Annotated in this window: 33 protein-coding genes; 23 read left to right on the top strand and 10 right to left on the bottom strand. The window is 65.7% G+C overall.

Going from position 1 to position 26685, the window contains the following annotated elements:
* Nucleotides 1-128 precede the first annotated feature (128 nt).
* Nucleotides 129-527: a BLUF domain-containing protein gene (locus AC5P8U_RS08795; RefSeq protein WP_072167058.1), complete on the top strand. Its 399-nt coding sequence runs from the start codon at nucleotides 129-131 to the stop codon at nucleotides 525-527.
* Between the two features lie 15 nt (nucleotides 528-542).
* On the opposite strand, the gene AC5P8U_RS08790 is transcribed toward AC5P8U_RS08795, so the two are convergent.
* Nucleotides 543-935 carry a response regulator gene (locus AC5P8U_RS08790; RefSeq protein ID WP_072167057.1) on the bottom strand — a complete coding sequence of 131 codons (393 nt, stop codon included), beginning with the start codon at nucleotides 933-935 and terminating at the stop codon, nucleotides 543-545.
* Between the two features lie 307 nt (nucleotides 936-1242).
* On the opposite strand from AC5P8U_RS08790, the gene AC5P8U_RS08785 reads away from it, so the two are divergent.
* From AC5P8U_RS08785 to AC5P8U_RS08775, 3 genes are all read left to right on the top strand, one after another.
* Nucleotides 1243-1482 (top strand): hypothetical protein, encoded by a 240-nt coding sequence (locus AC5P8U_RS08785; protein ID WP_447896929.1) that lies wholly within the window; start codon nucleotides 1243-1245, stop codon nucleotides 1480-1482.
* Nucleotides 1483-1640: 158 nt separating this feature from the next.
* Nucleotides 1641-2162, top strand: a complete 522-nt coding sequence (locus tag AC5P8U_RS08780; RefSeq protein WP_069138513.1) for a ferritin-like domain-containing protein — start codon at nucleotides 1641-1643, stop codon at nucleotides 2160-2162.
* Nucleotides 2163-2201: 39 nt separating this feature from the next.
* Nucleotides 2202-3110 carry a manganese catalase family protein gene (locus tag AC5P8U_RS08775; RefSeq protein WP_495214094.1) on the top strand — a complete coding sequence of 303 codons (909 nt, stop codon included), beginning with the start codon at nucleotides 2202-2204 and terminating at the stop codon, nucleotides 3108-3110.
* A gap of 121 nt (nucleotides 3111-3231) precedes the next feature.
* Here AC5P8U_RS08775 and AC5P8U_RS08770 read toward each other — a convergent pair whose 3' ends face one another.
* Entirely contained in the window at nucleotides 3232-3561 is a 330-nt protein-coding gene (locus tag AC5P8U_RS08770; RefSeq protein WP_111007728.1) for a KGG domain-containing protein, read from the bottom strand.
* A 303-nt stretch (nucleotides 3562-3864) separates the two neighbouring features.
* On the opposite strand from AC5P8U_RS08770, the gene AC5P8U_RS08765 reads away from it, so the two are divergent.
* From AC5P8U_RS08765 to AC5P8U_RS08755, 3 genes are read left to right on the top strand one after another with little or no spacing between them, the layout of a single operon-like run.
* Nucleotides 3865-4332 carry a BLUF domain-containing protein gene (locus AC5P8U_RS08765; RefSeq protein ID WP_088497443.1) on the top strand — a complete coding sequence of 156 codons (468 nt, stop codon included), beginning with the start codon at nucleotides 3865-3867 and terminating at the stop codon, nucleotides 4330-4332.
* Complete coding sequence (locus AC5P8U_RS08760) at nucleotides 4329-5096, top strand: DUF72 domain-containing protein (protein WP_495214092.1); 768 nt, start codon at nucleotides 4329-4331, stop codon at nucleotides 5094-5096. The genes AC5P8U_RS08765 and AC5P8U_RS08760 overlap by 4 nt, the downstream gene beginning before the upstream one ends.
* Nucleotides 5089-5823 carry a DNA-formamidopyrimidine glycosylase family protein gene (locus tag AC5P8U_RS08755; RefSeq protein WP_495214124.1) on the top strand — a complete coding sequence of 245 codons (735 nt, stop codon included), beginning with the start codon at nucleotides 5089-5091 and terminating at the stop codon, nucleotides 5821-5823. The genes AC5P8U_RS08760 and AC5P8U_RS08755 overlap by 8 nt, the downstream gene beginning before the upstream one ends.
* A gap of 39 nt (nucleotides 5824-5862) precedes the next feature.
* Here AC5P8U_RS08755 and AC5P8U_RS08750 read toward each other — a convergent pair whose 3' ends face one another.
* Nucleotides 5863-6360: a YciE/YciF ferroxidase family protein gene (locus tag AC5P8U_RS08750; RefSeq protein WP_005416567.1), complete on the bottom strand. Its 498-nt coding sequence runs from the start codon at nucleotides 6358-6360 to the stop codon at nucleotides 5863-5865.
* 248 nt (nucleotides 6361-6608) lie between these two features.
* Between AC5P8U_RS08750 and AC5P8U_RS08745 the strand changes: the two genes are divergently transcribed.
* From AC5P8U_RS08745 to AC5P8U_RS08735, 3 genes are all read left to right on the top strand, one after another.
* Nucleotides 6609-6785, top strand: a complete 177-nt coding sequence (locus AC5P8U_RS08745) for a DUF3606 domain-containing protein (RefSeq protein ID WP_065426543.1) — start codon at nucleotides 6609-6611, stop codon at nucleotides 6783-6785.
* 13 nt (nucleotides 6786-6798) lie between these two features.
* Nucleotides 6799-9348, top strand: a complete 2550-nt coding sequence (gene ligD, locus AC5P8U_RS08740) for a DNA ligase D (RefSeq protein WP_495214090.1) — start codon at nucleotides 6799-6801, stop codon at nucleotides 9346-9348.
* A 138-nt stretch (nucleotides 9349-9486) separates the two neighbouring features.
* Entirely contained in the window at nucleotides 9487-9936 is a 450-nt protein-coding gene (locus AC5P8U_RS08735; protein ID WP_088497447.1) for a BLUF domain-containing protein, read from the top strand.
* 9 nt (nucleotides 9937-9945) lie between these two features.
* On the opposite strand, the gene AC5P8U_RS08730 is transcribed toward AC5P8U_RS08735, so the two are convergent.
* Nucleotides 9946-10176, bottom strand: a complete 231-nt coding sequence (locus AC5P8U_RS08730) for a hypothetical protein (RefSeq protein WP_495214089.1) — start codon at nucleotides 10174-10176, stop codon at nucleotides 9946-9948.
* Between the two features lie 222 nt (nucleotides 10177-10398).
* On the opposite strand from AC5P8U_RS08730, the gene AC5P8U_RS08725 reads away from it, so the two are divergent.
* Nucleotides 10399-11892: an FAD-dependent oxidoreductase gene (locus tag AC5P8U_RS08725; RefSeq protein WP_495214088.1), complete on the top strand. Its 1494-nt coding sequence runs from the start codon at nucleotides 10399-10401 to the stop codon at nucleotides 11890-11892.
* A 27-nt stretch (nucleotides 11893-11919) separates the two neighbouring features.
* Here AC5P8U_RS08725 and AC5P8U_RS08720 read toward each other — a convergent pair whose 3' ends face one another.
* The 3 genes from AC5P8U_RS08720 to AC5P8U_RS08710 form a co-directional block, all read right to left on the bottom strand.
* A complete protein-coding gene (locus tag AC5P8U_RS08720) occupies nucleotides 11920-12342 on the bottom strand; it encodes a low affinity iron permease family protein (RefSeq protein WP_019336571.1) in 423 nt (140 codons plus the stop codon).
* Nucleotides 12339-12593, bottom strand: a complete 255-nt coding sequence (locus tag AC5P8U_RS08715) for a hypothetical protein (protein WP_495214086.1) — start codon at nucleotides 12591-12593, stop codon at nucleotides 12339-12341. Before AC5P8U_RS08715 ends, AC5P8U_RS08720 begins: the two co-directional genes overlap by 4 nt.
* A gap of 123 nt (nucleotides 12594-12716) precedes the next feature.
* Nucleotides 12717-12995: a hypothetical protein gene (locus AC5P8U_RS08710; protein WP_111128470.1), complete on the bottom strand. Its 279-nt coding sequence runs from the start codon at nucleotides 12993-12995 to the stop codon at nucleotides 12717-12719.
* A 177-nt stretch (nucleotides 12996-13172) separates the two neighbouring features.
* Here AC5P8U_RS08710 and AC5P8U_RS08705 point away from each other — a divergent pair, with 177 nt between their 5' ends.
* Nucleotides 13173-15857 (top strand): excinuclease ABC subunit UvrA, encoded by a 2685-nt coding sequence (locus AC5P8U_RS08705; protein WP_495214085.1) that lies wholly within the window; start codon nucleotides 13173-13175, stop codon nucleotides 15855-15857.
* Here AC5P8U_RS08705 and AC5P8U_RS08700 read toward each other — a convergent pair.
* The gene (locus tag AC5P8U_RS08700) at nucleotides 15854-16102 is read right to left on the bottom strand and encodes a hypothetical protein (protein ID WP_227836711.1); all 249 of its coding nucleotides are present in this window, start codon (nucleotides 16100-16102) and stop codon (nucleotides 15854-15856) included. The two genes, AC5P8U_RS08705 and AC5P8U_RS08700, sit on opposite strands and share 4 nt — an antisense overlap.
* Nucleotides 16103-16289: 187 nt before the next feature.
* Between AC5P8U_RS08700 and AC5P8U_RS08695 the strand changes: the two genes are divergently transcribed.
* The 3 genes from AC5P8U_RS08695 to AC5P8U_RS08685 all read left to right on the top strand — a co-directional run bounded on the left by AC5P8U_RS08695 (nucleotide 16290) and on the right by AC5P8U_RS08685 (nucleotide 17396).
* Nucleotides 16290-16505, top strand: coding sequence for a hypothetical protein (locus tag AC5P8U_RS08695; RefSeq protein ID WP_072167045.1), 216 nt, complete (start codon nucleotides 16290-16292; stop codon nucleotides 16503-16505).
* A gap of 58 nt (nucleotides 16506-16563) precedes the next feature.
* Entirely contained in the window at nucleotides 16564-16833 is a 270-nt protein-coding gene (locus AC5P8U_RS08690; protein WP_088497450.1) for a hypothetical protein, read from the top strand.
* A 263-nt stretch (nucleotides 16834-17096) separates the two neighbouring features.
* A complete protein-coding gene (locus tag AC5P8U_RS08685) occupies nucleotides 17097-17396 on the top strand; it encodes a hypothetical protein (RefSeq protein WP_353762378.1) in 300 nt (99 codons plus the stop codon).
* A gap of 43 nt (nucleotides 17397-17439) precedes the next feature.
* On the opposite strand, the gene AC5P8U_RS08680 is transcribed toward AC5P8U_RS08685, so the two are convergent.
* The gene (locus AC5P8U_RS08680; protein ID WP_026346984.1) at nucleotides 17440-17751 is read right to left on the bottom strand and encodes a hypothetical protein; all 312 of its coding nucleotides are present in this window, start codon (nucleotides 17749-17751) and stop codon (nucleotides 17440-17442) included.
* A 237-nt stretch (nucleotides 17752-17988) separates the two neighbouring features.
* On the bottom strand, nucleotides 17989-18942 hold the full coding sequence (locus AC5P8U_RS08675) for an alpha/beta fold hydrolase (protein ID WP_353079987.1): 954 nt from the start codon (nucleotides 18940-18942) through the stop codon (nucleotides 17989-17991).
* Nucleotides 18943-19110: 168 nt separating this feature from the next.
* Here AC5P8U_RS08675 and AC5P8U_RS08670 point away from each other — a divergent pair, with 168 nt between their 5' ends.
* The 8 genes from AC5P8U_RS08670 to AC5P8U_RS08635 all read left to right on the top strand — a co-directional run bounded on the left by AC5P8U_RS08670 (nucleotide 19111) and on the right by AC5P8U_RS08635 (nucleotide 26649).
* Complete coding sequence (locus tag AC5P8U_RS08670; protein ID WP_072167042.1) at nucleotides 19111-19680, top strand: TetR/AcrR family transcriptional regulator; 570 nt, start codon at nucleotides 19111-19113, stop codon at nucleotides 19678-19680.
* Between the two features lie 62 nt (nucleotides 19681-19742).
* On the top strand, nucleotides 19743-20219 hold the full coding sequence (locus AC5P8U_RS08665; RefSeq protein WP_021202431.1) for a nuclear transport factor 2 family protein: 477 nt from the start codon (nucleotides 19743-19745) through the stop codon (nucleotides 20217-20219).
* 79 nt (nucleotides 20220-20298) lie between these two features.
* The gene (locus tag AC5P8U_RS08660) at nucleotides 20299-20883 is read left to right on the top strand and encodes an SEL1-like repeat protein (protein ID WP_095377603.1); all 585 of its coding nucleotides are present in this window, start codon (nucleotides 20299-20301) and stop codon (nucleotides 20881-20883) included.
* 253 nt (nucleotides 20884-21136) lie between these two features.
* On the top strand, nucleotides 21137-21784 hold the full coding sequence (gene paoA / locus AC5P8U_RS08655; protein WP_241885109.1) for an aldehyde dehydrogenase iron-sulfur subunit PaoA: 648 nt from the start codon (nucleotides 21137-21139) through the stop codon (nucleotides 21782-21784).
* Entirely contained in the window at nucleotides 21781-22731 is a 951-nt protein-coding gene (locus AC5P8U_RS08650; RefSeq protein ID WP_495214084.1) for an FAD binding domain-containing protein, read from the top strand. The genes paoA and AC5P8U_RS08650 overlap by 4 nt, the downstream gene beginning before the upstream one ends.
* A complete protein-coding gene (paoC, locus tag AC5P8U_RS08645; protein WP_495214082.1) occupies nucleotides 22731-24935 on the top strand; it encodes an aldehyde oxidoreductase molybdenum-binding subunit PaoC in 2205 nt (734 codons plus the stop codon). Before AC5P8U_RS08650 ends, paoC begins: the two co-directional genes overlap by 1 nt.
* An 8-nt stretch (nucleotides 24936-24943) precedes the next feature.
* Complete coding sequence (locus AC5P8U_RS08640) at nucleotides 24944-26005, top strand: XdhC family protein (protein WP_495214081.1); 1062 nt, start codon at nucleotides 24944-24946, stop codon at nucleotides 26003-26005.
* Nucleotides 25981-26649: a nucleotidyltransferase family protein gene (locus AC5P8U_RS08635; RefSeq protein ID WP_447896919.1), complete on the top strand. Its 669-nt coding sequence runs from the start codon at nucleotides 25981-25983 to the stop codon at nucleotides 26647-26649. Before AC5P8U_RS08640 ends, AC5P8U_RS08635 begins: the two co-directional genes overlap by 25 nt.
* The last annotated feature ends 36 nt before the right edge of the window (nucleotides 26650-26685 follow it).

Genomic DNA, 26685 nt, shown 5'->3' with positions numbered 1-26685 from the left:
GGGTGTTAGCGTAGTGTGCAGCCGAGGAGAGGCGGCGGTGCCTCAGCGCCTGAAGGCCCTCATCGCCGCCTACAACGGGACAGCGATCATTGCCGTGCAGGAAACCTCCTGCGCCAGAAGGAACGAATGTGCCCCTCCGCGCGATCGCCTACGCAAGTGAGGCGATACCGGGGCTTTCCATGGACCATGTGGACGACCTCGCCAGGGCCGCCGCCGGCTTCAACTTCGAAGCCTGCGTTACCGGTGTGCTTCTTTACGATGGGCTCCGCTTCCTTCAGTACATCGAGGGACCGGAAGACAGCATCAACGTGGTGTACAGCCGAATTCTCAGTGCCCGCAGCCATCGCGAGCTGATCGAACTGGGCCGTGGCAGGGTTTCAGGCCGATTCTTTCCTGATTGGTCGATGCGGTTGCTGTGGGTTGAGGCCTCCGAGATCCGCAGCGTGGCGCGTGGCAACTGGGACGGGCTCTCCCGTGGTGGTGCGCTGCGCCAGCTGAGCCTGGTGGTGGCCCCGCACCTGGGTTGACCGCTGCAGTCGGGGTCAGCGTGCCGAAGAGGGTGCGCAGGCGTCGCCCACCACGCGCCGCACAGTCTCCTGCAGCTGGTCGACGTGGAACGGCTTGGCCACGAAGGCGGCGCGGCGGTGGCGCTGCGGCACCAGCTGGTCATAGACCGCAGAGACGAACAGAAAGGGGATGCCAAGTTCGGCCAGGCGATCAGCGACTGGAAACACCACGCCGTCACGAAGCTCGACATCCAGCACGGCGCCGTCGAATCGCTGGGTGTCCAGCAGTCCCAGCGCGTCGAACACGCTGTAGGCGTGCGTCACCTGGTCGCCTGCGTCCTCAAGTGCATGTTCCATCAGTGCTGCCAGGTCGAGCTGGTCTTCCACCAGCAGCAGGTTGCATCTGCGCTGGCTCATTCCGGATTGCATGTGTACAGCCTGTATTGCTTCGGGAGTGCCAGTCTGTGCTGTGCAGCATCAATACGGCGCGTGCGGCTTGTCAGCCCGGCGCGAAGCCCGTGAAGCGCGCCTCCAGCACCGTCGAGGCAGCGTGCAGGGCCGGATGGAGCTCGTTGACGGCGCCTTGGCACGTGGCATGGATACTGCCGCCGTCCCCCGCATTGGAGCTTCTCTCATGCCGCTATCCGGAACCGATTCTGCTTCTCCACGCGTGCTGCGTGTCGAGTGCATGCCGCTGGACTGCGGTGGCACTGCCATCGTAGTGGAACTGGACCGCATGCCTGAACGCACGTGGATGAAGTCGCTCAAGCGGGCGCTGCAGGCCGACGATCTCCTGGAGGGCGCGCACGCCAAGTTCGATGGGCGCTTCGTGTATGTCGTGGGCGTGGAGGGCGGCGCTCATCGTATGCAACATCGTGTGGTACAGGCGCTGGTGGCAACGGACGCTCCGCGCGCGTCGGGTGGCAGCCTGCAAGGTCGAGCCGGCGGCGCGGCACTGTCCAGCCCGATGCCCTGATCGCGGAGCGGGGCCAAACCACAGTCCCTGCATGTTATCGCCGCATCAGGGCCGCGTGCAGCGGCCACCTCCAGCGGTTCACACCGCCCGACAAGGCGGTGATCGCCAGCGCTTCACCATGTTCTCCGGAGGCATGTCGCCCCAGACCGGAGATCGAAATGGCAGACCACAACGACACCCGACGCGAACGCCTGCTGAAATGGCTGCAGGATGCCTACGCCATGGAACAGGAAGCGGAGACCATGATGAAGGCCATGGCTTCGCGGATCGAGAACTACCCCCAGCTTGCTGCCCGGATCGGCCAGCACGTCCAGGAGACACAGGGGCAGGCCGCTTCCCTGCGGGAGTGCATCGAGGCGCTGGGAGGAAGCGTGCCCACCGCAAAGGGATTGTTCGCCAGCATGACCGCCGCCATCCACGCCGCTGGTAACACCCTGATGGAAGACGAGGTGGTCAAGAGCGTGGGCCTTTCGTTCGGCTTCGAGAACACCGAGATCGCCACGTACCGGGCGCTGGTGATCGCTGCCGAGCGCGCCGGCGCGCCCGACATCGCGGCGGTGTGTGGCCAGATCCTGCAGGAAGAGGTTGCCATGGCGCGCTGGCTGGAGGACCACCAGGACGGCCTGGTCGGTGCGTTCCTCAACCGTGACGAAACGCCTGGCGCCCAGGCCAAGCGTTGACCGCAAAGCCAGCCCACGCCAGCCACTGGAGAAATCCTCATGTTCTTTCATCACAAGAAACTGATGTATACCGTGCGCGTCCGCGAATCCAATCCGCAGCTCGCCAGCCTCATGCTTGAGCAGTTCGGTGGCCCGCAGGGCGAGTTGGCCGCCGCGATGCGCTACTTCACCCAGGGACTTGGCGAATGCGATCCCGGGCGCAAGGACCTGCTGATGGACATCGCCACCGAGGAGATCAGCCACCTGGAGATCATCGGCACCATCATCGCCATGCTCAACCGCGGGCCCAAGGCAATCCAGTCCGAAGCGCTTGCCGAGGCCGAGGACATGCGGCTGCTGGGCCAGAACAGCACCAGCCACACCGAACAGATCCTGTACGGCGGCGGCCCGGCGCTGGTCAATTCCAGCGGGGTGCCGTGGACAGCCGCCTACATCGACTCGATTGGTGACCCCAGCGCCGACCTGCGCTCGAACATTGCGGCCGAAGCGCGCGCCAAGCTGGTGTATGAGCGCCTGATCAACGTCACCGACGACCCGGGCATCAAGGATGCGCTGCGCTTCCTGATGACCCGCGAGATCGCCCACATGAAGTCGTTCGAGAAGGCGCTGCACAGCATCCAGCCCAACTTCCCACCGGGCAAGCTGCCGGGGGATCCTGCGTTCACCGATCTGTACATGGACATGTCGCAGGGCGACGGCGCCGACGACCTGCAGGGCAGCTGGAACAGCGGCGAGCTCTGGGAGCGGGTCAGCGACCGCGGGGCACAGGCTGCGGTGGACGGTGGCGACGGCAGCGGCACGGTGGACCTCGATCCACGCGAACAGGCCGCGGTGCAGGCCATGACCCTGCGCACGCTCTCCGACCCGGAAGCGCGGCCGACCACTGGGGCCGAGCTGGGGGCCGGCCCGGGCGCGGGCGCACTGGACCTGCCGCCACGCGAGCCGTGAAAAACCTGGGGCGCCCACCTGCGGCGTCCCAGTTGAAACGCCCGTGAGTGACGCGAGGGCGCACGAAAGTGGGCGGACATCACGTCCGCCCACGAAGGGGTACATCGGGTTTCAATGCCGATCAGCGCTGCTGGCCACCGCGGTTGTTGCCGCCGCCACGTTCCTGCTGTTGCTGCCCGCCTCCCTGGTTGCCGCCCTGGTTGCCACCACCGCGACTGTTCTGGCCGCCTTCGCGGCCGATGTCAGCCATGTGCTGGCGGTCCTGGCTCACTGCTTCGCCGCCCTTGCGGCCGGCTTCGCGTGCTTCTTCCGAGCTGAATTCATGGGCGTTGCCTGACTCGTGCGCGGCACGTCCACCCTTGGCGGCGATCTCGCGCTGCTTGTCCTCGTCCATCGAAGCGAAACCGCGGTTGCTGTTGCCCTGGTTCTGGTTCTGGTTCTGGTTGGCCATGGAAAGTCTCCTTGGGTTCAGCCGCCCGATTGGCGGCAGCGACCATCTTCCAGATCCGGCGCTAGATGGCGGTGGCATGGCTGCCAACGTGGCGTCATCCGGAAGCCCGCGATTCCTCATCCTGCCTCCACGAACCATGGTGCACGCGTGTGCGCACAGGCAGACACTTCTTCCGCAACCCAACCGCGCGTCAACGCGATGCGGATGGGCCACGCGACAGTTCGACGCAGCCTCCACACCGATCTCACCGCGCGTACGATCCGCGTGGCTAAGGTAGAGCCGTCTGCAACAACCGGTGGTGCCATGCCTTTTCGAGCAATTGCCTACGTAAGTGAAGCCTCCCGCAACCTGACGGAACAACGGCTGCAGCAGCTTGTGGCGGAGGCGGTGCAGTTCAACGAATCCGTCGATGTGACCGGCACACTGCTGTTCGATGGCTCGCGCTTCCTGCAGTACCTGGAAGGCCCGGAGGCAGGAATCAAGGCCGCTTACACGCGTGTTTTGGCCGCCAGCAGCCACAGTGGGATCGTCGAACTGAACCGGGGCAGGGTGGGGCGTCGACAGTTTCCGCACTGGCGGATGCGCAGCGTGCGGGTGGACGAGCTGGCGCTGGGAAAGATCGCCATCTCCGACTGGACCGGCTTCGTGCGCAGCGCGTCGGCGCTGCAGTCGGGCACCAGTGCCCTGGATCGACTGCTGTCGGTTTCGCAGTCGCACACGGAGGCAGCTGCGGCCAGCATCACCGAACCGGACGGGCAGCTGGCACGATGAAGGCCACAGCCGCCCCGGTTGCGCCCGCCCCACCACGCGTCGGTTGTGCGGGATGGTCGCTGCCGCGGGCGGATCAGGAAGCGTTCGGCGCGGGCGACAGCCTGCTGCAGCGCTATGCCACACGCCTGTCGATGGTGGAGATCAACTCGTCCTTCTATCGACCGCACCAGCCCAGGACTTACGCGCGATGGGCCGCGAGCGTTCCGGAGGGCTTTCGGTTCGCGGTGAAGCTCCCGCGCGAGATCAGCCATGAGCGTCGGCTGCGCGATGCAATGCAACCGCTCGAACAGTTCCTTGAAGGCGTGCTGGCGCTGGGCGGAAAGCTCGGTCCGTTGCTGCTGCAGTTGCCGCCCAGCCTGGTGTACGACACGATCACGACCGAAACCTTCCTGCGGGGCCTGCGCGCACGCACGCAAGCCGACCTGGCGTGCGAGCCGCGCCACCCGAGTTGGTTCACGCCGGAGGTCGATGCGCTGTTGAGCGCGCATGGCGTTGCACGGGTCGCCGCGGATCCGGCACGTGTGCCGGCGGCAGCGATCCCCGGCGGTGACCGCACGTGGAGCTACTGGCGCTGGCACGGCCAACCGCAGATCTATCGCAGTGCGTACAGCGAGCAGACCCTGGCGAAGCTGGCGCAACGGCTGCAGCGCGAAGCCGATGGGCAACGACCCGCCTGGTGCGTACTGGACAATACCGCACTCGGCCACGCCACCCGCAACGCCCTGGGCCTGCAGGCGCTGCTGCAGGAGAACGCCCATGCCTGAAGGTCCTTCCATCGTGCTGTTGCGGGAAGCGGCGAGCCATTTCAAGGGGCACGTGGTCCGCACCGTGTCCGGTAACAGCCGCATCGACCTGTCACCGCTGCAGGGCCGCCGGGTCAAGGCGGTCCGCAGTTGGGGCAAGCACTTCCTGCTGGAGTTCAGCCGCCACACGCTGCGCATCCACCTGATGATGTTCGGCAGCTGGCGCATCGACGAACGGAAGCCAACCCCGCCGCGTGTATCCCTGAGGTTCGACAATGGCGAGCTGAACTTCTATGCGTGCTCCGTGCGGCTGATCGAGGAGCCGTTGGACGATGTCTACGATTGGCGCGCGGACGTGATGAACGAGGCCTGGGATCCAAAGCTGGCCCGGCGCAAGTTGAAGGCCATGCCGGATGTCATGGTCTGTGATGCGCTTCTGGACCAGACCGTCTTCGCCGGCGTGGGCAACATCATCAAGAACGAGGTGCTGTTCCGGATAGGCGTGCATCCGGCCACCCGGCTGGGCGACCTGCCGCCACGCAGGCTTACCGCCATGATCGAGCAGGCCCGCGCCTACAGCTTTGATTTCCTGGAGTGGAAGCGCCGTTTCGAGCTGAAGAAGCATTGGCAGGTGCACACGAAAAAAGTCTGCCCTCTGTGCGGTGGCCCGATCAGCAAGCTCTACATGGGGACCACGCTGCGACGCACGTTCTTCTGCCCGAATGATCAGGTGCTGTACGGGTCCTGAGGCGACCATCCGTGGCCGCCTGGCTCCGCGGTGCGCCGGTCAGGCGGCCTGCGCGGCCTTGGCGTTGCCGCCGCCCTTGGCCAGCAGGGTCAGCTTTTCGTCGGTGGCCTTCTCTTCCTCCAGCGTCTCCAGCAGCAGCGGCAGGGCATCCTTGTAGCCCAGCTGCTTGGCCAGCGCGGCGATGGTGCCGTAGGACGCAATCTCGTAGTGCTCGACCTTCTGCGCGCCGCCGATCAGGGCCGCATCCCGCACCGGCCCCTTGTCGATGCTGTCGATCACTTCCTTGCCTTCTTCCACCAGGCCCTCCATCGCCGCACATTTGATGCGCTTCAGGCGAATGCCAAGCACCTCCACCACCTGATCGATGCGTTCGATCTGGCCCTGCGTTTCTTCCAGGTGCGTTTCGAACGCTGCCGCCAGGTCCGGGTTCTCGGCCGCACGGGCCAGGCGCGGGAGGGCCTTGGTCAGCTGCTTCTCGGCACTGTAGATATCCGAGAGTTCGTGGATGAACAGGTCTTCCGCCGTCTTGATAGCCATACTGGGCTCCGCAGTGAGTGGAGTGCCCAGCGTAGGTTCTGACCGGTTGCGATCGAGCAGGGGCCAAGTGAAGGCGGCATGGGAACGTCCACGCGAACTCTGCGCGCTGTCTTCACGATGCAGGATCTGTCGGCGTCTGTTGCCGCCGATGCATCCAGCCTTCGCCATGGCTTCACAATGGCATCGCTTCGTGCCCATGCACCGGCCGGTACGGTCACTTCACGCCCGATCACGCGTGGAGACCCCCCATGAGCGATGACAAGAAGAACACCGGCAGCCCGGACCGGGATCGTATCAACGTCAACGAAGATTACGAGCTGCAATACTGGACCGCGACGCTGGGTGTGTCCGCCGCAGAACTTCGTGCCGCTGTCGCTGCGGTCGGCCCCACCGCCGTTGCGGTCCGCAAGCATCTGGGAAAATAGCGCGGAGTTGCCCATGTCCCTGGTCGAGTACCGCCGCAAGCGTCGTTTTGACCAGACCCAGGAGCCCGAGCCGGGCAAGGCGCTACCGAAAGGCCAACGCGCCATCTTCGTGGTGCAGTTGCACCATGCCAGCCGCAGGCACTACGACTTCCGCCTGCAGGTCGGCGACGCGCTGAAGAGCTGGGCCGTGCCCAAAGGACCCAGTTACGACCCGAAGGTCAAGCGCATGGCGGTGGAGGTGGAGGATCATCCTGTCGACTACGCGAGCTTCGAAGGCGAGATCCCCAAGGGCCAGTACGGCGGTGGCCATGTCGCCCAGTTCGACCACGGTGTATGGGCCACGCAGGGCGACCCGGAAGCCCAGCTTGCCAAGGGTCATCTGCGCTTCGAGCTGTTCGGTGCCAAACTGAAGGGCGGATGGCATCTGGTCCGCTCCGGGAAGCCGGCGCGCCAGCCGCAGTGGCTGCTGTTCAAGGACGACGACGAATTTGCCGGCGATATCGAGGCGGACGATCTGCTGGCCGATGTCGCTCAACCCCCTGCAGAGGATCTGAAGCGGTCGGGTGCCGGCAAGGCTGCAAAGAAAAGGCTCGCCACAGTACCCGCCAGGCGCACCCGGCCAAAGAACTGGGCGAAGAAGGCCCTGGCGCTCAGCAGGGCAAGAAAGGCCGCAGCGCCGTCCGGTCCATTCGAACCACAGTTGGCCAAGCTGGGAGACGCGCCGCCCCAGGGCGGGCAGTGGGTCCATGAGATCAAATGGGACGGGTACCGCATCCTTGCCACGGTCGCCGAGGGCAATGTGCAGCTTTGGTCCCGGAATGCACTGGAGTGGACCGGCAAGATCCCCGAGATACGTGACGCTGTGGCGGCGCTGGGCCTCACTTCAGCCGCACTGGACGGCGAGCTGATCGCCGGCGCTGGCACCAAGGAGGACTTCAACCTGCTGCAGGCCACGCTCTCCGGCGAGCGCCAAGGCGTGCTGACGTATGCACTGTTCGATCTGCTGCACCTCGATGGTGTGGATGTCGCTGATGCGCCCTTGCTGGAGCGCAAGGCCTTGTTGCAGTCCGTGCTGGAAGGACAGGGCCGCCCGTTGGCGTTCAGTTCGCATGTGCAAGGTGATGGCGATGAAGCCTATCGCGTGGCCGGCGAGCAGCATTTCGAAGGCATCATCTCCAAGCGCGCCGACCGCAGCTACCACAGCGGCCGCAGCGAGGATTGGCGCAAGACCAAGCAACTGGCCAGCGACGAATTCGCGGTGGTCGGATATACCGCGCCCAAAGGCAGCCGCACCGGCTTCGGCTCACTGCTGCTGGCCCGGCCGGATGCGAAGCATGGCTGGCTCTACGCCGGCCGCGTCGGGTCCGGGTTCTCGGACGAACTGATCGGTGACATCAGCAAGCGCATCAAGGGCGGTGGCGGCCGCAAGCCGACCGCCTACGTGCCCACGCAGGACACCGACCTGCGCGCTGCGACCTGGTTCGAGCCACGTTTCGTGGTCGAGGTCTTCTACCGCGGGATCGGCGGGCAGAAGCTGTTGCGCCAGGCGTCGCTGAAGGCGGTGCGGGCCGACAAGGATACCGCCGACCTTGCCGATTCCGATCGCGCTGGAACGTCCCCGGCGGCGGCGCGCACACCGGCAGCCTCGCGACCTGCGCGCAAGACCAGGAAGGCACCGGTGGCGGATCGCGTGCCGCCGTCGCTGTCGTCTCCGGGCAAGATCCTGTTTCCCGGCGACGGTTACACCAAGCAGGACGTGTGGGATTACTACACGGCAGTGATGGATCATCTCCTGCCCGAGGTGATTGATCGCCCGTTGTCGATCATCCGATGCCCCGGTGGCACCGCAAAACCCTGCTTCTTCCAGAAACACCATACGGCCGGACTGGAATTGGTCGACGCGGCAAGGCTGAAGGAAGAAAGCGGCATCAATGCCCATTACCTGGTCGTGCGCGACCCGGCCAGCCTGCTCGAACTGGTGCAGTTCAACGCATTGGAATTCCATCCGTGGGGCAGCCACGCCGAAGCGCCCGAGCAGGCCGACCGGGTGGTGTTCGATCTGGATCCAGGACCGGACGTGCCCTTTGCCGAGGTCAAGAAAGCGGCCACCGACATCCGCAAACTGCTGGCGCAGCTGGAGCTGGAGTCGTTCCTGCGTGTATCCGGCGGCAAGGGCCTGCACGTGGTCGTGCCGCTCAACCCGGGATGCGATTGGGACCTGACCAAGCGCTTTGCGAAGGGTTTCGCCGAAGCACTGGCGCAGTCCGAGCCGCAGCGGTTCCTGGCAACAGCCACCAGAAGCCTGCGCAACAAGCGGATCTTCGTTGACTATCTGCGAAACGGGCGCGGAGCAACGGCGGTCGCGTCGTACTCGTTGCGGGCCAGGCCGGGGGCACCGGTGGCGCTGCCGATTGCATGGGGGGATCTGTCCAAACTCAAGCGCGCCGACGCGTTCACGATCAGGGACGTGCCAGCAAAGCTCAAACGGCGCCGCAGGGACCCGTGGGCCGGCATCGACAAAGTGAAACAGAATCTTGCGCGATGGGCGCAGGCAGACGGGTAGCCCAGGCGCACTCTGCGTACCGTCTGTCTGTCTGAACCCAACTGATCCACAAAATACACAGCGTCGGAACATACCGGCGGGGCGGTTGGCCTATGCTTTCGACACGGAATCTGGGGGGATTCGCTACAGGAGCAGCCAATGCCGATCAGGGCAGTCGCATACGTGAGTGAAGCGGCCCCAGCCGTTGCGGGTGACCCGCTGGGTCTGGGCAGTGGGAAGCTGGACGAACTGGTGGACGACGCCGCCCGCTTCAACCGAAATGCCGGCGTCACCGGGGTGCTGCTGTTCGATGGAGCCCGATTCCTGCAGTACATGGAGGGGCCCGAGGACGGCTTGAGCGTGGCGTACTCACGGGTGCTCGGTGCTACCAGCCACACGGGACTGATTGAATTGCAGCGCGGCAGGGTAGGCAACCGGCGTCTCCCGTTCTGGCCGATGCGCTGGCTCCCTACGCAGCCGGCGGCGTTGAGACGCCTGGCCTGCGCAGACTGGCTTGGGTTTGTGCAGCACAGCGACGGCCAGGCCGAGGCTGAGACGGCGATGGACGTCCTGGCCAGGCTGGTCGAACCCTATGCCATCGCGGCCTGACGTACTGGCTCAACCATCTCCATAGCGCGCCGCCCACGGGATCTCTCCGCTGCACACGTTGAGGTGCCCGGTGCGCATCACGCAATACATCCGGGCATCGGAGTCGGCACTGGCGGCAATGAAGTCCAGCGCCTCGGCGAGCATTCGGATGAACTGTGGCTCGGGGTAGAACGCCGCCCATTCCGGCAGCATTTCCTCCAACTGCGCGATCATCAGGTCGATCTCCAGGTGCGTGCTCACAGCGGGTTCCTCCTTCCAGGCAAGCTAGCGACCGCACTGCAAGGGGGGCGTCGTCGCCCGCACAGCGGGCGCAGGCGTGTCGCCCACGCGATGTTCACCCGTCCTTGATCGGCATCGCTGCTGCCACGCGTGTGAGCATTTCCTGCACGGCCGCACCACTGCTGTTTCACCCGCAGCGGCGTATCAGGGAAGGCTTCCAGCTGACTCTGCAAGGGTGTATTCATGGCCGACCCGTTACCGCGCGCCAGCCTCTGGTCCCGTGATGCCGAATCGAACAGCTTCTGCCCACTTGCCGGAACCACGCAGGCGGACGTGCTGGTGGTTGGTGCTGGCATGACTGGCCTGCTGACAGCGGCCCGCCTGGCCGATAGCGGCCTGGATGTGCTGGTGGTCGATGCGGGGCCCATCGGCGGGCGCAATACGGTGATGTCCACGGGCAATCTTTACGCGCCCGTTTCCCGGCTGGCAGACCTGATCGCGCGTTGGGGCGGTGACACGGCCAGTCGTATCGTGCAGTGGCGGCAGCAGGCGCTGCGGTCCATCGAAACACTGGTTCACCGCTACGATCTGCGCTGTGGCTTCGAACGCGTGGCCATGCAGTACGGCATGCAGGAGCGCACCCGCGAGGTCACTGCGCGATTCGAGCGTGAGGTGCAGGCCTATCAGCGCGTCGGCCTGCAATGCGAACACCACCAGTCCGGGCTGCCGTTCACCTTGGGCCACGCCTTCCGCGTTGCAGATCAGGCGCAATTGGATCCGGCGGCGTTCTGCATTGAGCTGGCGCGACATCTGGCGGGCCGGGTGCGCATCCACGACTGGACCCGGATCAACAGCATCGAGGCATCCGCCGGCGTTGCGACGGCCGACGGCGCCCGCATCCACGCCAGGCACTTCGTGCTGGCCACCCATTCGCCAGCAGGTTTCAACCTGGTGCAGGCCGAGATGGAGGTCTACCGCGAATACGGCGTGGCGGTACCGGTTGCCACGCCGCCCGCGGCAGGCATTCATTGGATTGCCGATCGGCACCGATCGCTGCGCGGGGTGCGCGGTACTGATGGCCGTGACTGGTTGGTGCTGGTCGGCGAGACCCACCGCACCGGCGAAACGCCGCCGATGGATCCAGCCCAGCATCTGGTCGCCGACGCGCATCGCAATTTCACCGTGCAGGGAGAGCCGCTGTGCTGGTCCGCGCAGCAGTTCCGCGCAGCCGACCAGCTGCCCTACATCGGCAGCAGCGCGCACGACAATGTGTGGCTGGCTACCGGCTATGGGCCGGACGGCTTGACCTGGGCGGGCGTGGCCGCGCGTGCGATCACCGAGGGAATCCTCGGTACGACCAGCGAGATCGAGCAGCTGCTCAGCCCCATGCGCTTCACACCGGTGCGCTCGGCGGCCAGCTGGGCCCGTACCAATGGCACCGTTGCGCGGCACATGGTGGGAGATCGCCTTGCTGCTGTGCCGTCGCACTCGCCCACTGAGCTGGCCCGTGGTTGCGGCGCACTGCTGGACGTGGATGGAAAGCGCACTGCGGTCTACCGCGACGAGGGCGGGCGCCTGCACACGATGTCGGCGCTCTGCCCGCACCTGAAGTGCGTTGTTCAATGGAATGGTCATGAGCGCACATGGGATTGCCCTTGCCACGGCAGCCGCTTTTCCGCCACCGGAACGCTGCTGGAAGGCCCTGCCAGGCAGGGCCTCACACCAGAGCAGCGATAGGTGCAGGTAGCCGCCGGAGCAGCGACCTCAGGCTTCGGCGGCCGCGTCCGCATCGCAGGGCATGCAGCGCTCCTTCTTGGACTTGATGTCTGCAGCGGTCTTCGCCAGTGCCTCGTAGCGCTGGCGTATCTCTTCAAGGTGGGCCGGCTCCATCGACTCCAGGTTCAACAGCTCCTGGTTGGCGTCCTTGCTGACACGGATCAGTTCATCCAGTTTGATGTGCAGCGCTGCGGTGTCGGCGTTCTGCGTATGCTGGATCAGGAACACCATCAGGAAGGTCACGATGGTCGTTCCCGTATTCACCACCAGCTGCCACGTGTCATTGAAGTGGAAGGCCGGCCCGCTGGCAGCCCAGGTGATGATCACCCCCAGCGCTGCGACGAATGCCCCCAGGCTGCCGGACAATCGCGCCGTCGCGGCCGCGACACGGGCGAAGCCGCGCCGGATCACTCGTCACCTCCCGCGGCCTCCTCATCCGTGCGATGGTCTGGCAGCCTGACCCGCTCCCCAAGGCGCTTGGCCTGCTCGTCCGGCGTGGGTGCAGCGACGAAGGGAGAGATCGGGTCGCTGGCGGGGAAGGTTTCCTGCAGCGCTTCGTCATGATTGCGGTGGTTGTGCAGCTTAGCCTGCAGCGGACTGACAGGATCGGGGCGCTGCGCCTCCGTGTCCGGATGGGGAAGGTCTTTCTGGTCGCGTTGCATGGTGCATCTCCAGGTTGATCACCACCTCGCAGGTGGCGGGCCCAGCATAGGAATGCGTTGTGGGCGCCCCCATCAAGGGCGGGGCAACGTGATGTCAAACCTTCAGGCAACGCGCATTAACAATCAGCAGGGCGGGGGAGCCCGGCGTCGGCCACGGCGGCGCCAGGCCATCACCTGGCCCACCACCGCCGTCAACAGCAGCATCGCATTGGTCACCACGAAGACCACGCTGCCCAGCATCGCGCTGTACACCGTGAACAGCGCAGACGCGGTCATCTGGCCTGCGAACAGCCACCTGGACACGGCTTCCGGGTTGGGCGACTGCCACTGCTTCACCATCTGCCGGATCAAGGTTGCCATCAGTACCGCCGTGGCGGCCCAGCCAAGTACGTCGGGGTGCATGACGGCCTCCGGTGTGTGGGCACCCAACGCTAGCCCTTGGCTGGGCAAGGCCGTACGAACGGGAGGTGAAGACAACATCCCGCTTCCGGCGCCCTCACGCCATTCACTCCGCAGCGGCGACAATGGCCCCTCGGGCGCACCATGCGCGATCCGCCCACCGAATGCAGGAATGCTGAGATGTCCAACACCGCCTTCGGCGAATCGTCATGTGCTGCGGCAGCCAGCGGCTGCATCGAGGTCCGCGGTGCGCGCGAGCACAACCTGAAGAATGTCGATGTCTCCATTCCACGCAATGCACTGGTGGTGTTCTCCGGCGTGTCGGGGTCCGGCAAGTCCTCGTTGGCCTTCGGCACGGTCTTCGCCGAGGCGCAGCGGCGCTACTTCGAATCCGTAGCCCCGTACGCGCGTCGCCTGATCGACCAGGCCGGCGTGCCCGACGTGGATGCCATCGACGGCCTGCCGCCGGCGGTGGCCTTGCAGCAGCAGCGCGGCGCGAGCAATGCGCGCTCGTCGGTGGGCAGCGTGACCACGCTGTCCAGCCTGGTGCGCATGATGTACTCGCGAGCGGGGGCCTACCCGGCCCACCAGCCCATGCTGTACGCCGAAGACTTCTCGCCCAACACCCCACAGGGTGCCTGCAGCACCTGCCACGGCCTGGGGCACGTCTATGAGGTGACCGAAGCGCTGATGGTGCCGGACCCATCGCTGAGCATCCGCGAGCGCGCCATCGCCTCCTGGCCACCGGCCTGGCATGGCCAGAACCTGCGCGACATCCTGGTCACGCTGGGCTACGACATCGATGTGCCGTGGAAGAAGCTGCCGAAGAAGGACCGGGACTGGATCCTGTTCACCGAGGAAACCCCGACCGTGCCGGTCTATGCCGGGTTCACGCCCGCCGAGACCCGCGCCGCGCTCAAGCGCAAGCTCGAGCCCAGCTACATGGGCACGTACACCGGCGCACGCCGCTACGTGCTGCACACCTTTGCCAACACCCAGAGCGCGCTGATGCGCAAGCGTGTTTCCCGCTACATGGAGGGCCGGCTGTGCCCCGCCTGCCACGGAAAGCGCCTGAAGCCGGAAGCACTGTCGGTCACCTTCGCCGGCGTGGACATCGGCGAGTTCATGCGGCTGCCGCTGGACCAGCTGGCGGCCTTGCTCGAGCCCATCGCGCAGGGCGACTTCAGTGCACACAGCCACGGCGCGCGTACCAGCAGGCGTGCAACAACGCCCCGCGATCGCGCCAAGCGGGCAGCAAGTGGCCGCGCGACCCACGAGGGCGCCCCCGACGTGCGACTGACCTCGGCCCTGTCAGAGGAAAAGCGCCTGGCTGCACAGCGGCTGGCGGGCGGGGTCATGGCACGGGTACGGCAACTGCGCGAGCTCGGCCTGGGCTATCTCTCGCTGGATCGCGCCACCCCCACGCTGTCGGCCGGCGAACTGCAGCGCCTGCGCCTGGCCACGCAGCTCAGCTCGCTGCTGTTCGGCGTGCTGTACGTGCTCGACGAACCCTCGGCCGGCCTGCATCCGGCCGACAGCCAGGCGCTGTACGACGCGCTGGAACGGCTGCGCAACGGCGGCAATTCGGTGTTCGTTGTTGAACATGATCTGGAGCTGATGCGCCGCGCGCAGTGGCTGGTGGATGTGGGCCCACAGGCAGGGGAACATGGCGGACGCGTTCTCTACAGTGGCGAGCCCGACGGTCTGCGCAACGTTGAGGATTCGCGCACGGCGCAGTACCTGTTCGACCGGGTGCCCGCACCGGCCAGCCGGCAGCGCAGCGTCAACAGCTGGCTGGCGCTGAAAGGCATCCACCGCCACAACCTGCACGGTGTGGATGCGCAGGTGCCGCTGGGGCTGCTGACTGCAGTGACCGGCATTTCCGGATCGGGCAAATCCAGCCTGATGGCGCAGGCGCTGCCCGAGCTGATGCTGCTGCACCTCGGGCATGAGACGGCAGACGACGGCGCCGACAGCGCACCTGCCGAAGGACCCACCGTAATCGAAGCAACGCGGGGCCAGCTGGCCGGCGACGTGGACGCCATCCAGCGCGTGGTGCAGGTGGACCAGAAGCCCATCGGCCGCACGCCACGCTCCAACCTGGCTACCTACACGGGCCTGTTCGACCACGTGCGCAAGCTGTTCGCCGCGACACCCGACGCGCGCCGTCGCCGATTCGATGCGGGCCGCTTTTCGTTCAACGTAGCCAAGGGGCGATGCGAGACCTGCGAAGGCGAGGGTTTCGTCAGCGTCGAACTGCTGTTCATGCCCAGCGTCTATGCGCCGTGCCCCACCTGTCACGGCGCCCGCTACAACGAGGCCACGCTGAAGGTGCAGTGGAACGGCCGCAACATTGCCGAGGTCCTGCAGATGACGGTGGACCAGGCCCATGCGTTCTTCGCCGAAGAAGAGGCCATCGCCCGCCCGCTGCAGCTGCTGCAGGAGATCGGCCTGGGCTACCTGCGGCTGGGCCAGCCAGCCACCGAACTTTCAGGTGGCGAGGCGCAACGCATCAAGCTGGCCACAGAGTTGCAGCGCAGCCAGCGCGGGCGCACGCTGTACGTGCTGGACGAACCCACCACCGGCCTGCATGCAGCAGACGCGGACAGGCTGCTGATGCAGCTTCAGCGGCTGGTGGACGCAGGCAACACGGTAGTGATGATCGAGCACGACATGCGTTCTGTCGCGCAGGCCGACTGGGTGATCGACGTCGGCCCGGGCGCTGGCGGCGCGGGCGGCACCATCGTGGCGGCTGGGACGCCGCATCAGGTGGCCCACGCCAAGGGCAGCAGGACGGCACCGTTCCTGGCATCCGAGCTGGGGCAGGGTGTGCGCGAGCGGAATCATCCGGCAGGAGGCGCCTAGCCGCAGGACAGCAGCGTCCAGCAACGATCGGCAATCTCCGCCGCGCCAGGGTGGCCGCGCAGGCTTGATCGTTTCGCAAGGCGGCACTGCAGATCGTCCATCCAGGCTGACCGGGTACCGTGCGGATCTCTCACATAGATGTCGCAGGCAAGCCGGATGACCGGCGCCACTTCGTGCCGGAAACTCACCGCGGGCAACGCGCCCAGGTTGAACGCGGTTTCCCAGTGGGCCAGCTCGCGCTCCACATCGACAACGTGCTTGCTTCTTCCGCGGCTCACGGCGCCTACCCCTGTTCGAAACCTCACTGTACACGCTTGCTGCCGGGAGCCTGTTCATCACAACCGTTCATACAACGCGCTTGCCGGCACGTTCCCGTAACGGCAACAGGCCCACAGTCAATCGGCAGCACACTTGCTGCGACGGAGAATCGAAATGAACAGCGTCCCCGAACAGAACAGGAATGACCGCTCCAACGCTTCCGCTGAAGCAGAACAGCCCGTGCAGCAGGGGCAGGTCGAGGGGGGCGAGCCCAGCGCGGAGGAGCCTGGCCGGCAAGGCGAACAACAGCAGCAGGACAAGAAGGATCGTAGCGACTCGAATCCAACGGACCAAAAGAAAGGCGGTCCCGGCGGTGATACGCGTCGCTGAAGAACAGGAGGAGCCGCGCGCCGCGCGGCTGCTTCCGCGCAGCAGACAGGGAGCGCGCATGTCCTCGCAAAGCCAGGCGATCAGCCTGATGACCAAGATCATGTACCAGTGCCGCCCGGAGAGAACGACGACGATGGCGCAATGCCGTTGCTGCGATGCGCCCAGTCCTGGCGGGATGGAGTGCGCACGGTGCCTGACCGGAAGGCTTGGCGAAACGATTCACAGTCGTGGCGCAGCGTTCGGCTGGCTGGAGTCGTTCCGCAGGGTCCAGCAGGACGAAGCACACGTATTCGAATGCGCAAAGCGCGCCGATGCGGCATCTTCCTAGGCGTCGCATCCAGACCTGACATCGCGCAGGCGTATGCTCGGGTCATCCAGGAGCAACGCAATGACTTTTCCGATCTGCATCTACGATAGAACGGGCACGGGGCTCCGGCTGCCCACGGGGTGGTGGATCGACCTTCAGTCCGATCTGCCCGCGCTGCTGAACGGCGCCGCACGTATCGACCTTCCGCGCTCTTCGAAAGACGAGCATCCACGCTTGGATCCAGAGGTCCTGAGGGACCTTTTCCGGCGCATCGGGGGTTCGCAGTGGCTAGCTTGAATCCGGTGCGTTCCCTGGGAGTGCGCTGGCTGTTCTTCCGTCTTCGCAACGGCCAATCCATCAGTCCCGCCAGGTTGATGTCCGTCTGGTCCGAGGCTGCCGAATCCAATGAGTGCGCCGTGCGCCGCGAGATCATCGACGGCGCAGGCTACGTCTATGCCCTGTACGCGCCCAACAGCCTGCTTTCTCCCCGGCGTGTGGAGCTGCGCATGAGAGCGCTGCTGGAGGAGGCGGGCTACGCCTTCACGATGGGTAGCCTGGCAGGGCGTCACCCCGGCGACGGTTGAGGCGCGGCGCTGAGGCGCCGGCCGGACAGTCCATGCGTCGCTCTCATTCGGGGCCATCAGGCTCCAGAGGTTCGTCAGGTGCGGGATCGAAGAGCGCCAGCATCCGCTCCCGCCGGCACTGTTCGAGCCAGTGGTGCCATATCTCCACCTCGTCCATCAGCCCCGTGGCACCGCACGCGGGGCACGTGAGCGTCGTGCCCAATGGACTCGTCTTGATGCCCTCGTCCTGAGTCATTGATGAGCGCAAGCCGCAGCTCTTGCAGGTGGATCGCAATTGATCGAGGCGAACGATGGCCCCATTGCGCGCAAGAAGGGGCTGGATCGCGTGGATCCGGAAGGCATTGGGAGGATGCATGGCCGTGTCGTCTGGGGCTGGACACGGGAGCAAAGGATTCTGCGCCGGAGAAGAGCCGTGAGAGCCCAGTATGCTTTGTTGGAGGTTAACCCTTCATCAAGGTGCACCCCGCGCGCCATGACTGGCTTGAAATCCCACGGCCGCAATCGTGCACTGACGTGGCAGCCGGCGCTCGTCCGGTGCCGGCCCTGCCTCTGGGCAGGAAGGGCTCCGCCATCACGACGGAGCCCCGTACACTCACTTTTCCTGCAGGAACGCCAGCAGATCCTGGTTGACCTTGTCCTTGTGGGTGTCGGTCAGGCCGTGCGGCGCACCCGGGTAGACAATCAGCTTTGCGCCCTTGATCAGCTTTGCCGACTGGCGGCCCGAGATATCGATCGGCACGATCTGGTCGTCGTCACCGTGGATGACCAGGGTAGGAACATCGAACTTCTTCAGGTCGGCGCGGAAATCGGTGGCCGAGAACGCAGCGATCGAGTCGTAAGTATTCTTGTGGCCGCCCTGCATGCCCTGTGCCCACCACGCATCGATCAACCCCTGCGACACCTTCGCGCCCGGGCGGTTGAAGCCGTAGAACGGGCCCGACGGAATGTCCCGGTACAGCTGCGCGCGGTTATCCATCTGTGCCTTGCGGATGCCATCGAACACTTCGATCGGCAGGCCGTTTGGGTTGTCGGCGGTCTTCAGCATGAACGGCGGCACCGAGCTGATCAGCACGGCCTTCTTCACCCGCCCGGTGCCATGCCGGCCGACGTAGCGCGCCACTTCGCCGCCACCGGTGGAGAAGCCCACCAGGGTCACATCGTGCAGGTCCAGCGTATTGATCACCGTGGCCAGGTCATCGGCGTAATGATCCATATCGTTGCCGTCCCACGGCTGGCTGGAGCGGCCGTGGCCGCGACGGTCATGGGCAATGACGCGATAGCCGTGGTTGGCCAGGAAGATCATCTGCGACTCCCAGCTGTCCGAGTTCAACGGCCAGCCGTGGCTGAAGGTCACGACCGGGCCGTTCTTCGGGCCCCAGTCCTTGTAGTACAGCTGCACGCCATCGGCGGTGGTGATGTAGGTGGCGGTGCGCGCGATGCTGGTGACTGCCGCCGGCGTGGCCGGTTCGGCGGCCTGCGCGGACAGGCTGGCCTGGACCGAGAGGGCGAGGGCGGCAACGGCCAGGGTACGGGCGAAGGTGTTCATGCGGGAACTCTCATGGGTGGGTGGTGAGACGTACTTTGCGCCTGCAACCAGGCGTCCGGGTGATGAACTGTCCTGATTTCTTGATAGATCGTCTTGCACGGATGTGCGCACGCGAATCGCTCGCGATCGCCTGTTGACAAGGGAGAACGCTCATTCTATCTTGCAGCCATGAGCAAGGGCAGCACCGACACCCAACAGAAGATCCTGGCCACGGCCGAGGCGCTGATCTACCAGAACGGGATCCACGCCACCGGCATGGACCTGCTGGTGAAGACCTCGGGCGTGGCGCGAAAGAGCATCTACCGCCACTTCGAGAACAAGGACGACGTGGCCGCCGCCGCATTGAAGGCGCGCGATGTGCGATGGCTGGCCTGGTTCCGGCAGGAGTGCGATAAAGCGGACACCCCGGAAGCACGCATCCTCGGCTTGTTCACCGTGCTCAAGAACTGGTTCCAGTCCGAGGGCTATCGCGGGTGTGCGTTCATCAATACCGCCGGGGAGGTCGGCGACCCGGCCGATCCGATCCGGGAAATCGCGCGGAATCACAAGCAGAAGCTGCTCGATTACACGCTGGAACTTACCGAACAACTGGATGTGGAGCAGCCGGCGGATCTGGCCCGTCAGCTGCTGATCCTGATGGAAGGCGCCATCACCCTGTCGCGCGTGATGGGTGATTTCGACGCCGCAGACACCGCGAAGGATGTCGCGAAGCTGTTATTGGAACAGGCCAAGCGTTAGCGCCTGGGTACCCCAGATCCCTTGAAGCAACCCGTATATCCATTTCGATTGGAGGTTTCCCCGTGTCCGCTGAACAACCCCGTCCGCCGCTTCCTCCGTTCACCCTTGAATCGGCCACGCAGAAAGTGCGTCTTGCCGAGGATGGCTGGAACTCCCGCGATGCCGACAAGGTCTCGCTTGCCTATTCGCTCGACACCCAGTGGCGTAACCGTGCCGAATTCACCAACGGTCGGGAGGAAGCCCGGCAGTTCCTGGCACGCAAATGGAACAAGGAGCTCGAGTACCGCCTGATCAAGGAGCTCTGGGCCTTTACCGAAAACCGCATTGCGGTCCGCTACGCGTACGAATGGCACGACGACTCCGGCAACTGGTTCCGTTCCTATGGCAACGAAAACTGGGAATTCGGAGAGGATGGCCTGATGCAGCGCCGCTTCTCCTGTATCAACGACATGCCGATCAAGGAGAGCGACCGCAAGTTCCATTGGCCGCTGGGGCGTCGCCCGGATGATCACCCGGGGTTGTCGGAGCTGGGTATGTGATTCCCGCTGAGGCGCCATCCGAAGCACGCTCAGGTACGATGGGGCGGCCGGCATCCGCGCCGGCGGGGCAGGGGGCGCAATGGACATGCAGGCCGGGGGCGGATTCGAACCGCCAGCGAAGACCGATTCTCAGGAACTGGGATTGATGATCCTATTTAAGAGAGCCGGTCTTCTCTTGTGCCTGGCGGGCGCAGGGTCGGTTAATGCGCAGGTGCCGCCTCAACCGGACAGGCCGAAAGTTGAGCTTGACGGGTCGATCGCAACGGATGATGGCGCGGAGCTTGATGACAAGCAGCTACGCACGCTGGTCGGGCGCGCAGATGCAGGCGACGCCGAGGCGGCGTTTCGACTTTCGCGCCACTTTGAGGGCAAAGGCGTGGCCGGCAACTCCCATATGTGGCTTGCCTATGCCGCAGCGCTGGGACACCCGATCGCACAGTACAACGTGTTCTTCATATTGAGGGACAAACAGGACTGTGAGTCATCCAGTGAGGCATACGCATGGCTCAAGAGTGCCGCGCTGAAGGGAGTGAAGGCCGCGCATTCCGAACTTGAGCAGGCGGCACGCATGGCGTCTCTGCGATGTGCCAGCAAGCGAGAGGAAGAGAGAAGCCATCTACCTACGAGAGAAGCGAGCGTGGCAACTCAGTCAAGCCCGCCGTAGTTGGCCTGCAGGCTGGGAATGAGTCCGGGTGTCCATGAAAGGGCTGGATGCAGTCGATTTCTTCGGACTTGCTACAACATGTTCTTCTGGGCACTCAGGCTGACTGCCTTGGCAGGTTCGTACATTTCGCCGACTTCACAGATCTGTACCCCGCAGATGGGCATAGTGGCCCTTCGGTAGTGTGAGCGCGTCCATCCAGCCACGGGGTTTCCCCGAACGCCAGGAGGTCACTGTGCCAAGTTGTGATGAAGGAATGAAGTTGACGCGTCGCCAGGTGATCGCTGGCGGCGTCACGACCGTGGCGATGTCCGCCGCACCGGGGGCATCATCGCTCGCCGCCGAACTGGCGGCGCCCCCGCCGCCCAGGCCGCCGGTCATCAGCACGGTTGCCTTGACCGTCAACGGCGAGCGGCGGGAGCTTGAGCTCGACACCCGGACCACGCTGCTCGATGCCCTGCGCGAACATCTGAAGCTGACCGGGACCAAGAAGGGCTGCGACCACGGTCAATGCGGTGCCTGTACCGTGCTGGTCAACGGTGAGCGCATCAATGCCTGCCTCAGCCTGGCGGTACAGCACCAGGGCGATGCCATCACCACCATCGAAGGCCTCGGAACTCCCGATGACCTGCATCCGATGCAGGCCGCCTTCATCAAGCATGATGGCTACCAGTGCGGGTATTGCACGCCGGGGCAGATCTGTTCGGCGGTGGCGGTACTGGACGAGATCAAGCGGGGTGTCCCCAGCCATGTACAGGCGGACGTCAGCGCACGGCCCCGGGCCACCAACATGGAAATGCGCGAACGCATGAGCGGCAACCTCTGCCGCTGCGGCGCCTATTCCAATATTGCCGAGGCGATGGCAGAGGTCGCTGGCGTCACCTCTGCAGGGAGGCGCGCATGAGGGCCTTCAGTTACGAACGCGCGAAATCCCCGGCCGAGGCCGCCAAGGCCGTCGCCGGTACCGAGGGCGCGAAGTTCCTGGCCGGAGGGACCAACCTGCTCGACCTGATGAAGCTGGAGGTCGAGACGCCAGCGCATCTGGTCGATGTGCAGGACATCGGCCTGGACAGGATTGAACCCACCGACGAGGGCGGCCTGCGCATCGGCACGCTGGTCACCAATACCGCACTGGCCTCGCATGAGCGCGTGCGCCGCGACTACGCGGTGCTGACCCGCGCGATCGTGGCAGGCGCCTCCGGGCAGCTGCGCAACAAAGCCACCACCGGCGGCAACCTGCTGCAGCGCACGCGCTGCCCATATTTCTACGACCCCAATCTGCCTTGCAACAAGCGCCTGCCCGGATCCGGCTGCGGCGCACTCGAGGGGTTCTCCCGGCAGATGGGCGTAATCGGCACCTCGGACAGCTGCATCGCGACCTATCCGGGCGACATGGCGGTGGCCCTGCGGGTGCTGGACGCCTCGATCCAGACCGTCAGGGGTGACGGCAGTACGCGCAGCATCCCGATTGCCGATTTCCATCGTTCCCCCGGCGACAAGCCGCAGCAGGACAACGTGCTGCAGCGCGGTGAGCTGATCACCCACGTCACGCTGCCACAACCCCTGGGCGGTCGGCACGTGTACCACAAGGTACGTGACCGCGCGTCCTATGCGTTCGCGCTGGTGTCGGTCGCCGCGGTCGTGCAGCGTGACGGCTCGGCGCGGTTCGCCTTCGGTGGGGTCGCGCCGAAACCGTGGCGCGTCGAGGCAGCCGAACCGCTGCTGCGCAATGGCGTAAAGGCCGCGACCCGGCAGGTGTTCGCCGGTGCCCGTCCGACGTCAGAGAACGCGTTCAAGATCGCGCTCGCCGAGCGCACCCTCGCAGCGGTGCTGGTGGAAGGAGAGCGCTGATGCCCCTTGAATTCAACGCCCCCGCCGGCGACAACCTGTTTGACAAGGCCAAGGTGGTCGGCAAGTCGACGCCGCGCATCGACGGCCCACGCAAGACCACCGGTACCGCCCCCTATGCCTACGAGCGCCATGACGTGGCGCCGAACCAGGCCTACGGCTACATCGTCGGTGCGGGCATCGGCAAGGGGCGCATCATTTCGATGGATGCCTCCCGCGCACGTGCCGCGCCCGGCGTACTGGCGGTCATCACCGCACCGGAAACCAAGCCGGTCGGCACATCGAACTGGAACAATGCACCGTTGTTCGGCGGAGCCGAGGTGGCCCACTACCACCAGGCCATCGCCTGCGTGGTGGCAGAGACCTTCGAGCAGGCCCGCGCCGCCGCGGCGCTGATCCGCACCCGCTACGAGCGCAGCAAGGGCCGCTTCGATTTCCCGGCCCTGGCACCGTCCGCGCCGCTGGCAAAGGGGCGTGACGGAAAGCCCGACCGGCAGGCGCTGGGCGATTTCGACACTGCCTACGCGAGCGCCGCGGTCAAGCTCGACGAGACTTACCACACCTCCGACGAAAGTCATTCGATGATGGAGCCGCACGCCACCATCGCCGCCTGGAAGGGTGACACGCTCACGCTGTGGACGGCGAACCAGATGATCGACTGGGCCAGGCAGGGCATGGCGGCGATCCTCGGCATCGATCCTGCCAAGGTGCGCGTGGACTCGCCCTATATCGGCGGCGGCTTCGGCGGCAAGCTGTTCATCCGTGCCGACGCGGTACTGGCCGCGCTGGCGGCCAAGCAGGTCGGGCGGCCGGTGAAGATCGCGCTGCAACGCCCGTTGATGCCCAACAACACCACGCACCGGCACGCCACCCTCCAGCGCGTGCGGATCGGCTGCGGAAAGGATGGCCGGATCTCCGCCATCGCCCACGAGAACTGGTCGGGCAACATCAACGGCGAGGACGGCGAAAACGGCACCCTGCAGACGCCCAAGCTCTATGCAGGCGCCAACCGTCTGGTGGCCAACTACATCGCCACGCTCGACATGCCCGAAGGCAATGCGATGCGCGCACCGGGCGAAGCACCGGGCCACATGGCGCTGGAAGTGGCGATGGACGAAATGGCCGAGAAGCTGGGTCTCGACCCGATCGCGTTCCGCATCCTCAACGAGCCCGAGGTCGTGCCCGGCGATCCGTCCAAGAAGTTCTCCGACCGCAACCTGGTGCGCTGCCTGCGCGAAGGCGCGGAGCGCTTCAACTGGAACAAGCGCAACCCCAGGCCGGCGCAGGTCAGGGAAGGGGACTGGCTGATCGGCATGGGCGTATCTGCGGGCTATCGCGGTGCACCGACGATGAAGTCGGCGGCGCGGGTCAGGCTTGACGGCCAGGGCGGAGTGATTGTCGAGACCGACATGACCGACATCGGCACCGGCTCCTACACAATCATCGCGCAGACGGCAGCCGAAACCATGGGCGTGCCGCTGGAGCGGGTCCAGGTGACCCTCGGCGACTCCCGTCATCCCGCCTCCGCCGGTTCCGGCGGCCAGTGGGGCGCGGCAAGCTCCACCGCAGGCGTGTACGCGGCGTGCGTCAGCCTTCGCCGCAAGGTGGGCGAGAAACTGGGCTTCGACGGCGACACCGCAGACTTCGCCAATGGCCGCATCCAGGCGGGTGGGCGGACGATCAAGCTGGCAGAGGCGGGGACACTGTCGGCGGAGGACGGCATTGCCTTCGGCGACTTCAAGCAAGGCTATGACGTGGGCACCTATGCAGGGCATTTCTGCGAGGTTGCCGTGCATGCCTACACGGGAGAGACGCGCATCCGCCGCATGCTTGCCGTATGCGATGGCGGGCGGATCCTCAATCCGCTCTCTGCGCGCAGCCAGGTCATCGGCGGGATGGTGATGGGCGCGGGCGCGACCCTGATGGAGGAGCTGGTGGTCGACAAACGGCTTGGCTTGTTCATCAACCACGACCTGGCCGGCTACGAGGTTCCCGTGCACGCCGACATCCCGTACCAGGAAGTGGCCTTCCTCGACACGCTGGATCCGGTGATCTCGCCGATGAAGGCCAAGGGTGTGGGTGAACTGGGCATCTGCGGGGTCGGCGCCGCGATCGCCAATGCGGTCTACAACGCAACCGGCGTGCGCGTGCGCAACTATCCCATTACCCTGGACAAGCTGCTGCCCGGCTTGCCCGACGTAGGCTGACGGTGCGCATGGACCGACCCGCAGCCTCGCCCACTCTGGAGGTCTCCGCCGCAGGCGGAGGGGAGCCCGGCGATCTTGCCGAGGACCTGTCGGCAGCGCCGGGCTTCCTCGCCGAAGGCAGCCCGCGCGGCGTACTCGAGACGGCATTGACGCGCGTGCGCGCGGGGGAGTACGCCGTGCTCGCGCTGGTGCTGGAAACCGATGGCTCCACCTACGCCGGTGCCGGCGACATGGTGCTGTTCTGCAACGGCAGCCAGGTCGGCTGGCTGAGCGGCGGATGCCTGGAGCCCGAGCTCGCGCGACGCGCGGAGCAGGTGAGCGCTGCAGGCCGGGTCGACTGGATCGAGATCGACACCCGCAGTGACGACGATCTGTTGAGTGGGTCCGCGCTCGGGTGCCGCGGCCGGCTGCGGATTGCGCTCCTGCCATTGCGTGCCATGGCCGGCATCGACGCCGTGATCGAGGCTTGGTTGCGCGAGGGTGTGTCACTCCAGCGCGACCTTCGCACGTCGGGGCAGGTCATTTTCCGTGCCGGCCATCACGAGCAGGCGTGGCAGCTGCATCCGATGGAGGGTACGCAGCCCTTTGGCGAGGGTGCGTGGCGTTTGCCGTTGCCCCGGTTTCCGCGGGCCTTGGTGTTGGGGGGCGGTCCCGAAACGCCCCTCCTGGTTCCGTTGCTGCGGGGCCTGGGGTGGCGGGTCAGCGTGGCCGAACGGCGAGCGCGCTGGGCCTCAGCCGGGCAGTGCGCAGATGCGCATCTTCAGACCAGCCCGGCCGAGGCCCTTCATGGCGACCCGTGCGACGCGGTACTGGTGATGCATCACGATTTCGAACTGGACCGGGAGGCGCTGGTGGCCCTGGCTGATACCAAAGTTATGTTCATTGGACTGCTGGGTCCGCGGCGAAGGCGGGAGGACCTGTTCAAGTTGCTGACACCGGATCAGCGCCACCGCCTTTCCCCGAGACTTCGATCACCTGTCGGCCTGGACATCGGCGGCCGAGGGCCAGAGGCGATTTCGCTCAGCATCGCCGCGCAGCTGCAGCAATGGCGAAGCGCGCACGGCAGGTGACCGACGCGCATGCGGTCGTCGTGCTGGCTGCCGGCGGGAGCACCCGACTTGGCCAGCCCAAGCAGCTTCTGACCCGGCAGGGCGAGACCCTGGTACATCGCGTGGTGCGGTTGGCGCGGGAGCTCGCGCCAGCGCAGGTCCTGGTCGTGGTGGGCGCGAACGCACAGGCCGTGACATCCAGCATTGCCGGCCTGGATGCCACCCCGGTAACCAACCAGCACTGGGAACGCGGCCTGGCGAGCAGCCTGCAGGTTGCCAGCGCACACCTGCTGCCCACGGTGACTGCGGTGATGGTCGTGGCATGCGACCAGCCCGCAATCGAGCGCTCCCATCTGCAGGCGCTGCTTTCGGGTGCCCGCGCCTCGGCGTCAGGGTGCGCTGGCACCCGTCATGGAGGCGCGCTTGGCATTCCTGCAGTAGTGCCGCACGCATGGTTCAATCAAGTGGGTGCAAGCGGTGACCGCGGCTTCGGAGCGCGCCTGCGGCAACTTCCTGCCGATACGGTGCATGTCCTAAAGGCACCGGCACTGGGCCTGGATATCGATACGCCAGAAGATCTTGCGCGTGCGCGCGATGCGGGCTGGATCGATGCCGAGGTCGAGTCGCACGATCACGGTGCCAACGCCCGTCAAGCAGATGACTAGCGGCAGAGCCGGACCCCGAACCCTCGCTGCCCGCAG

Source organism: Stenotrophomonas sp. YJH_SMC_81, assembly GCF_059370875.1.
Note: the sequence above shows the minus strand (reverse complement) of the source record. Positions and strands in the feature narration are given on the sequence as shown.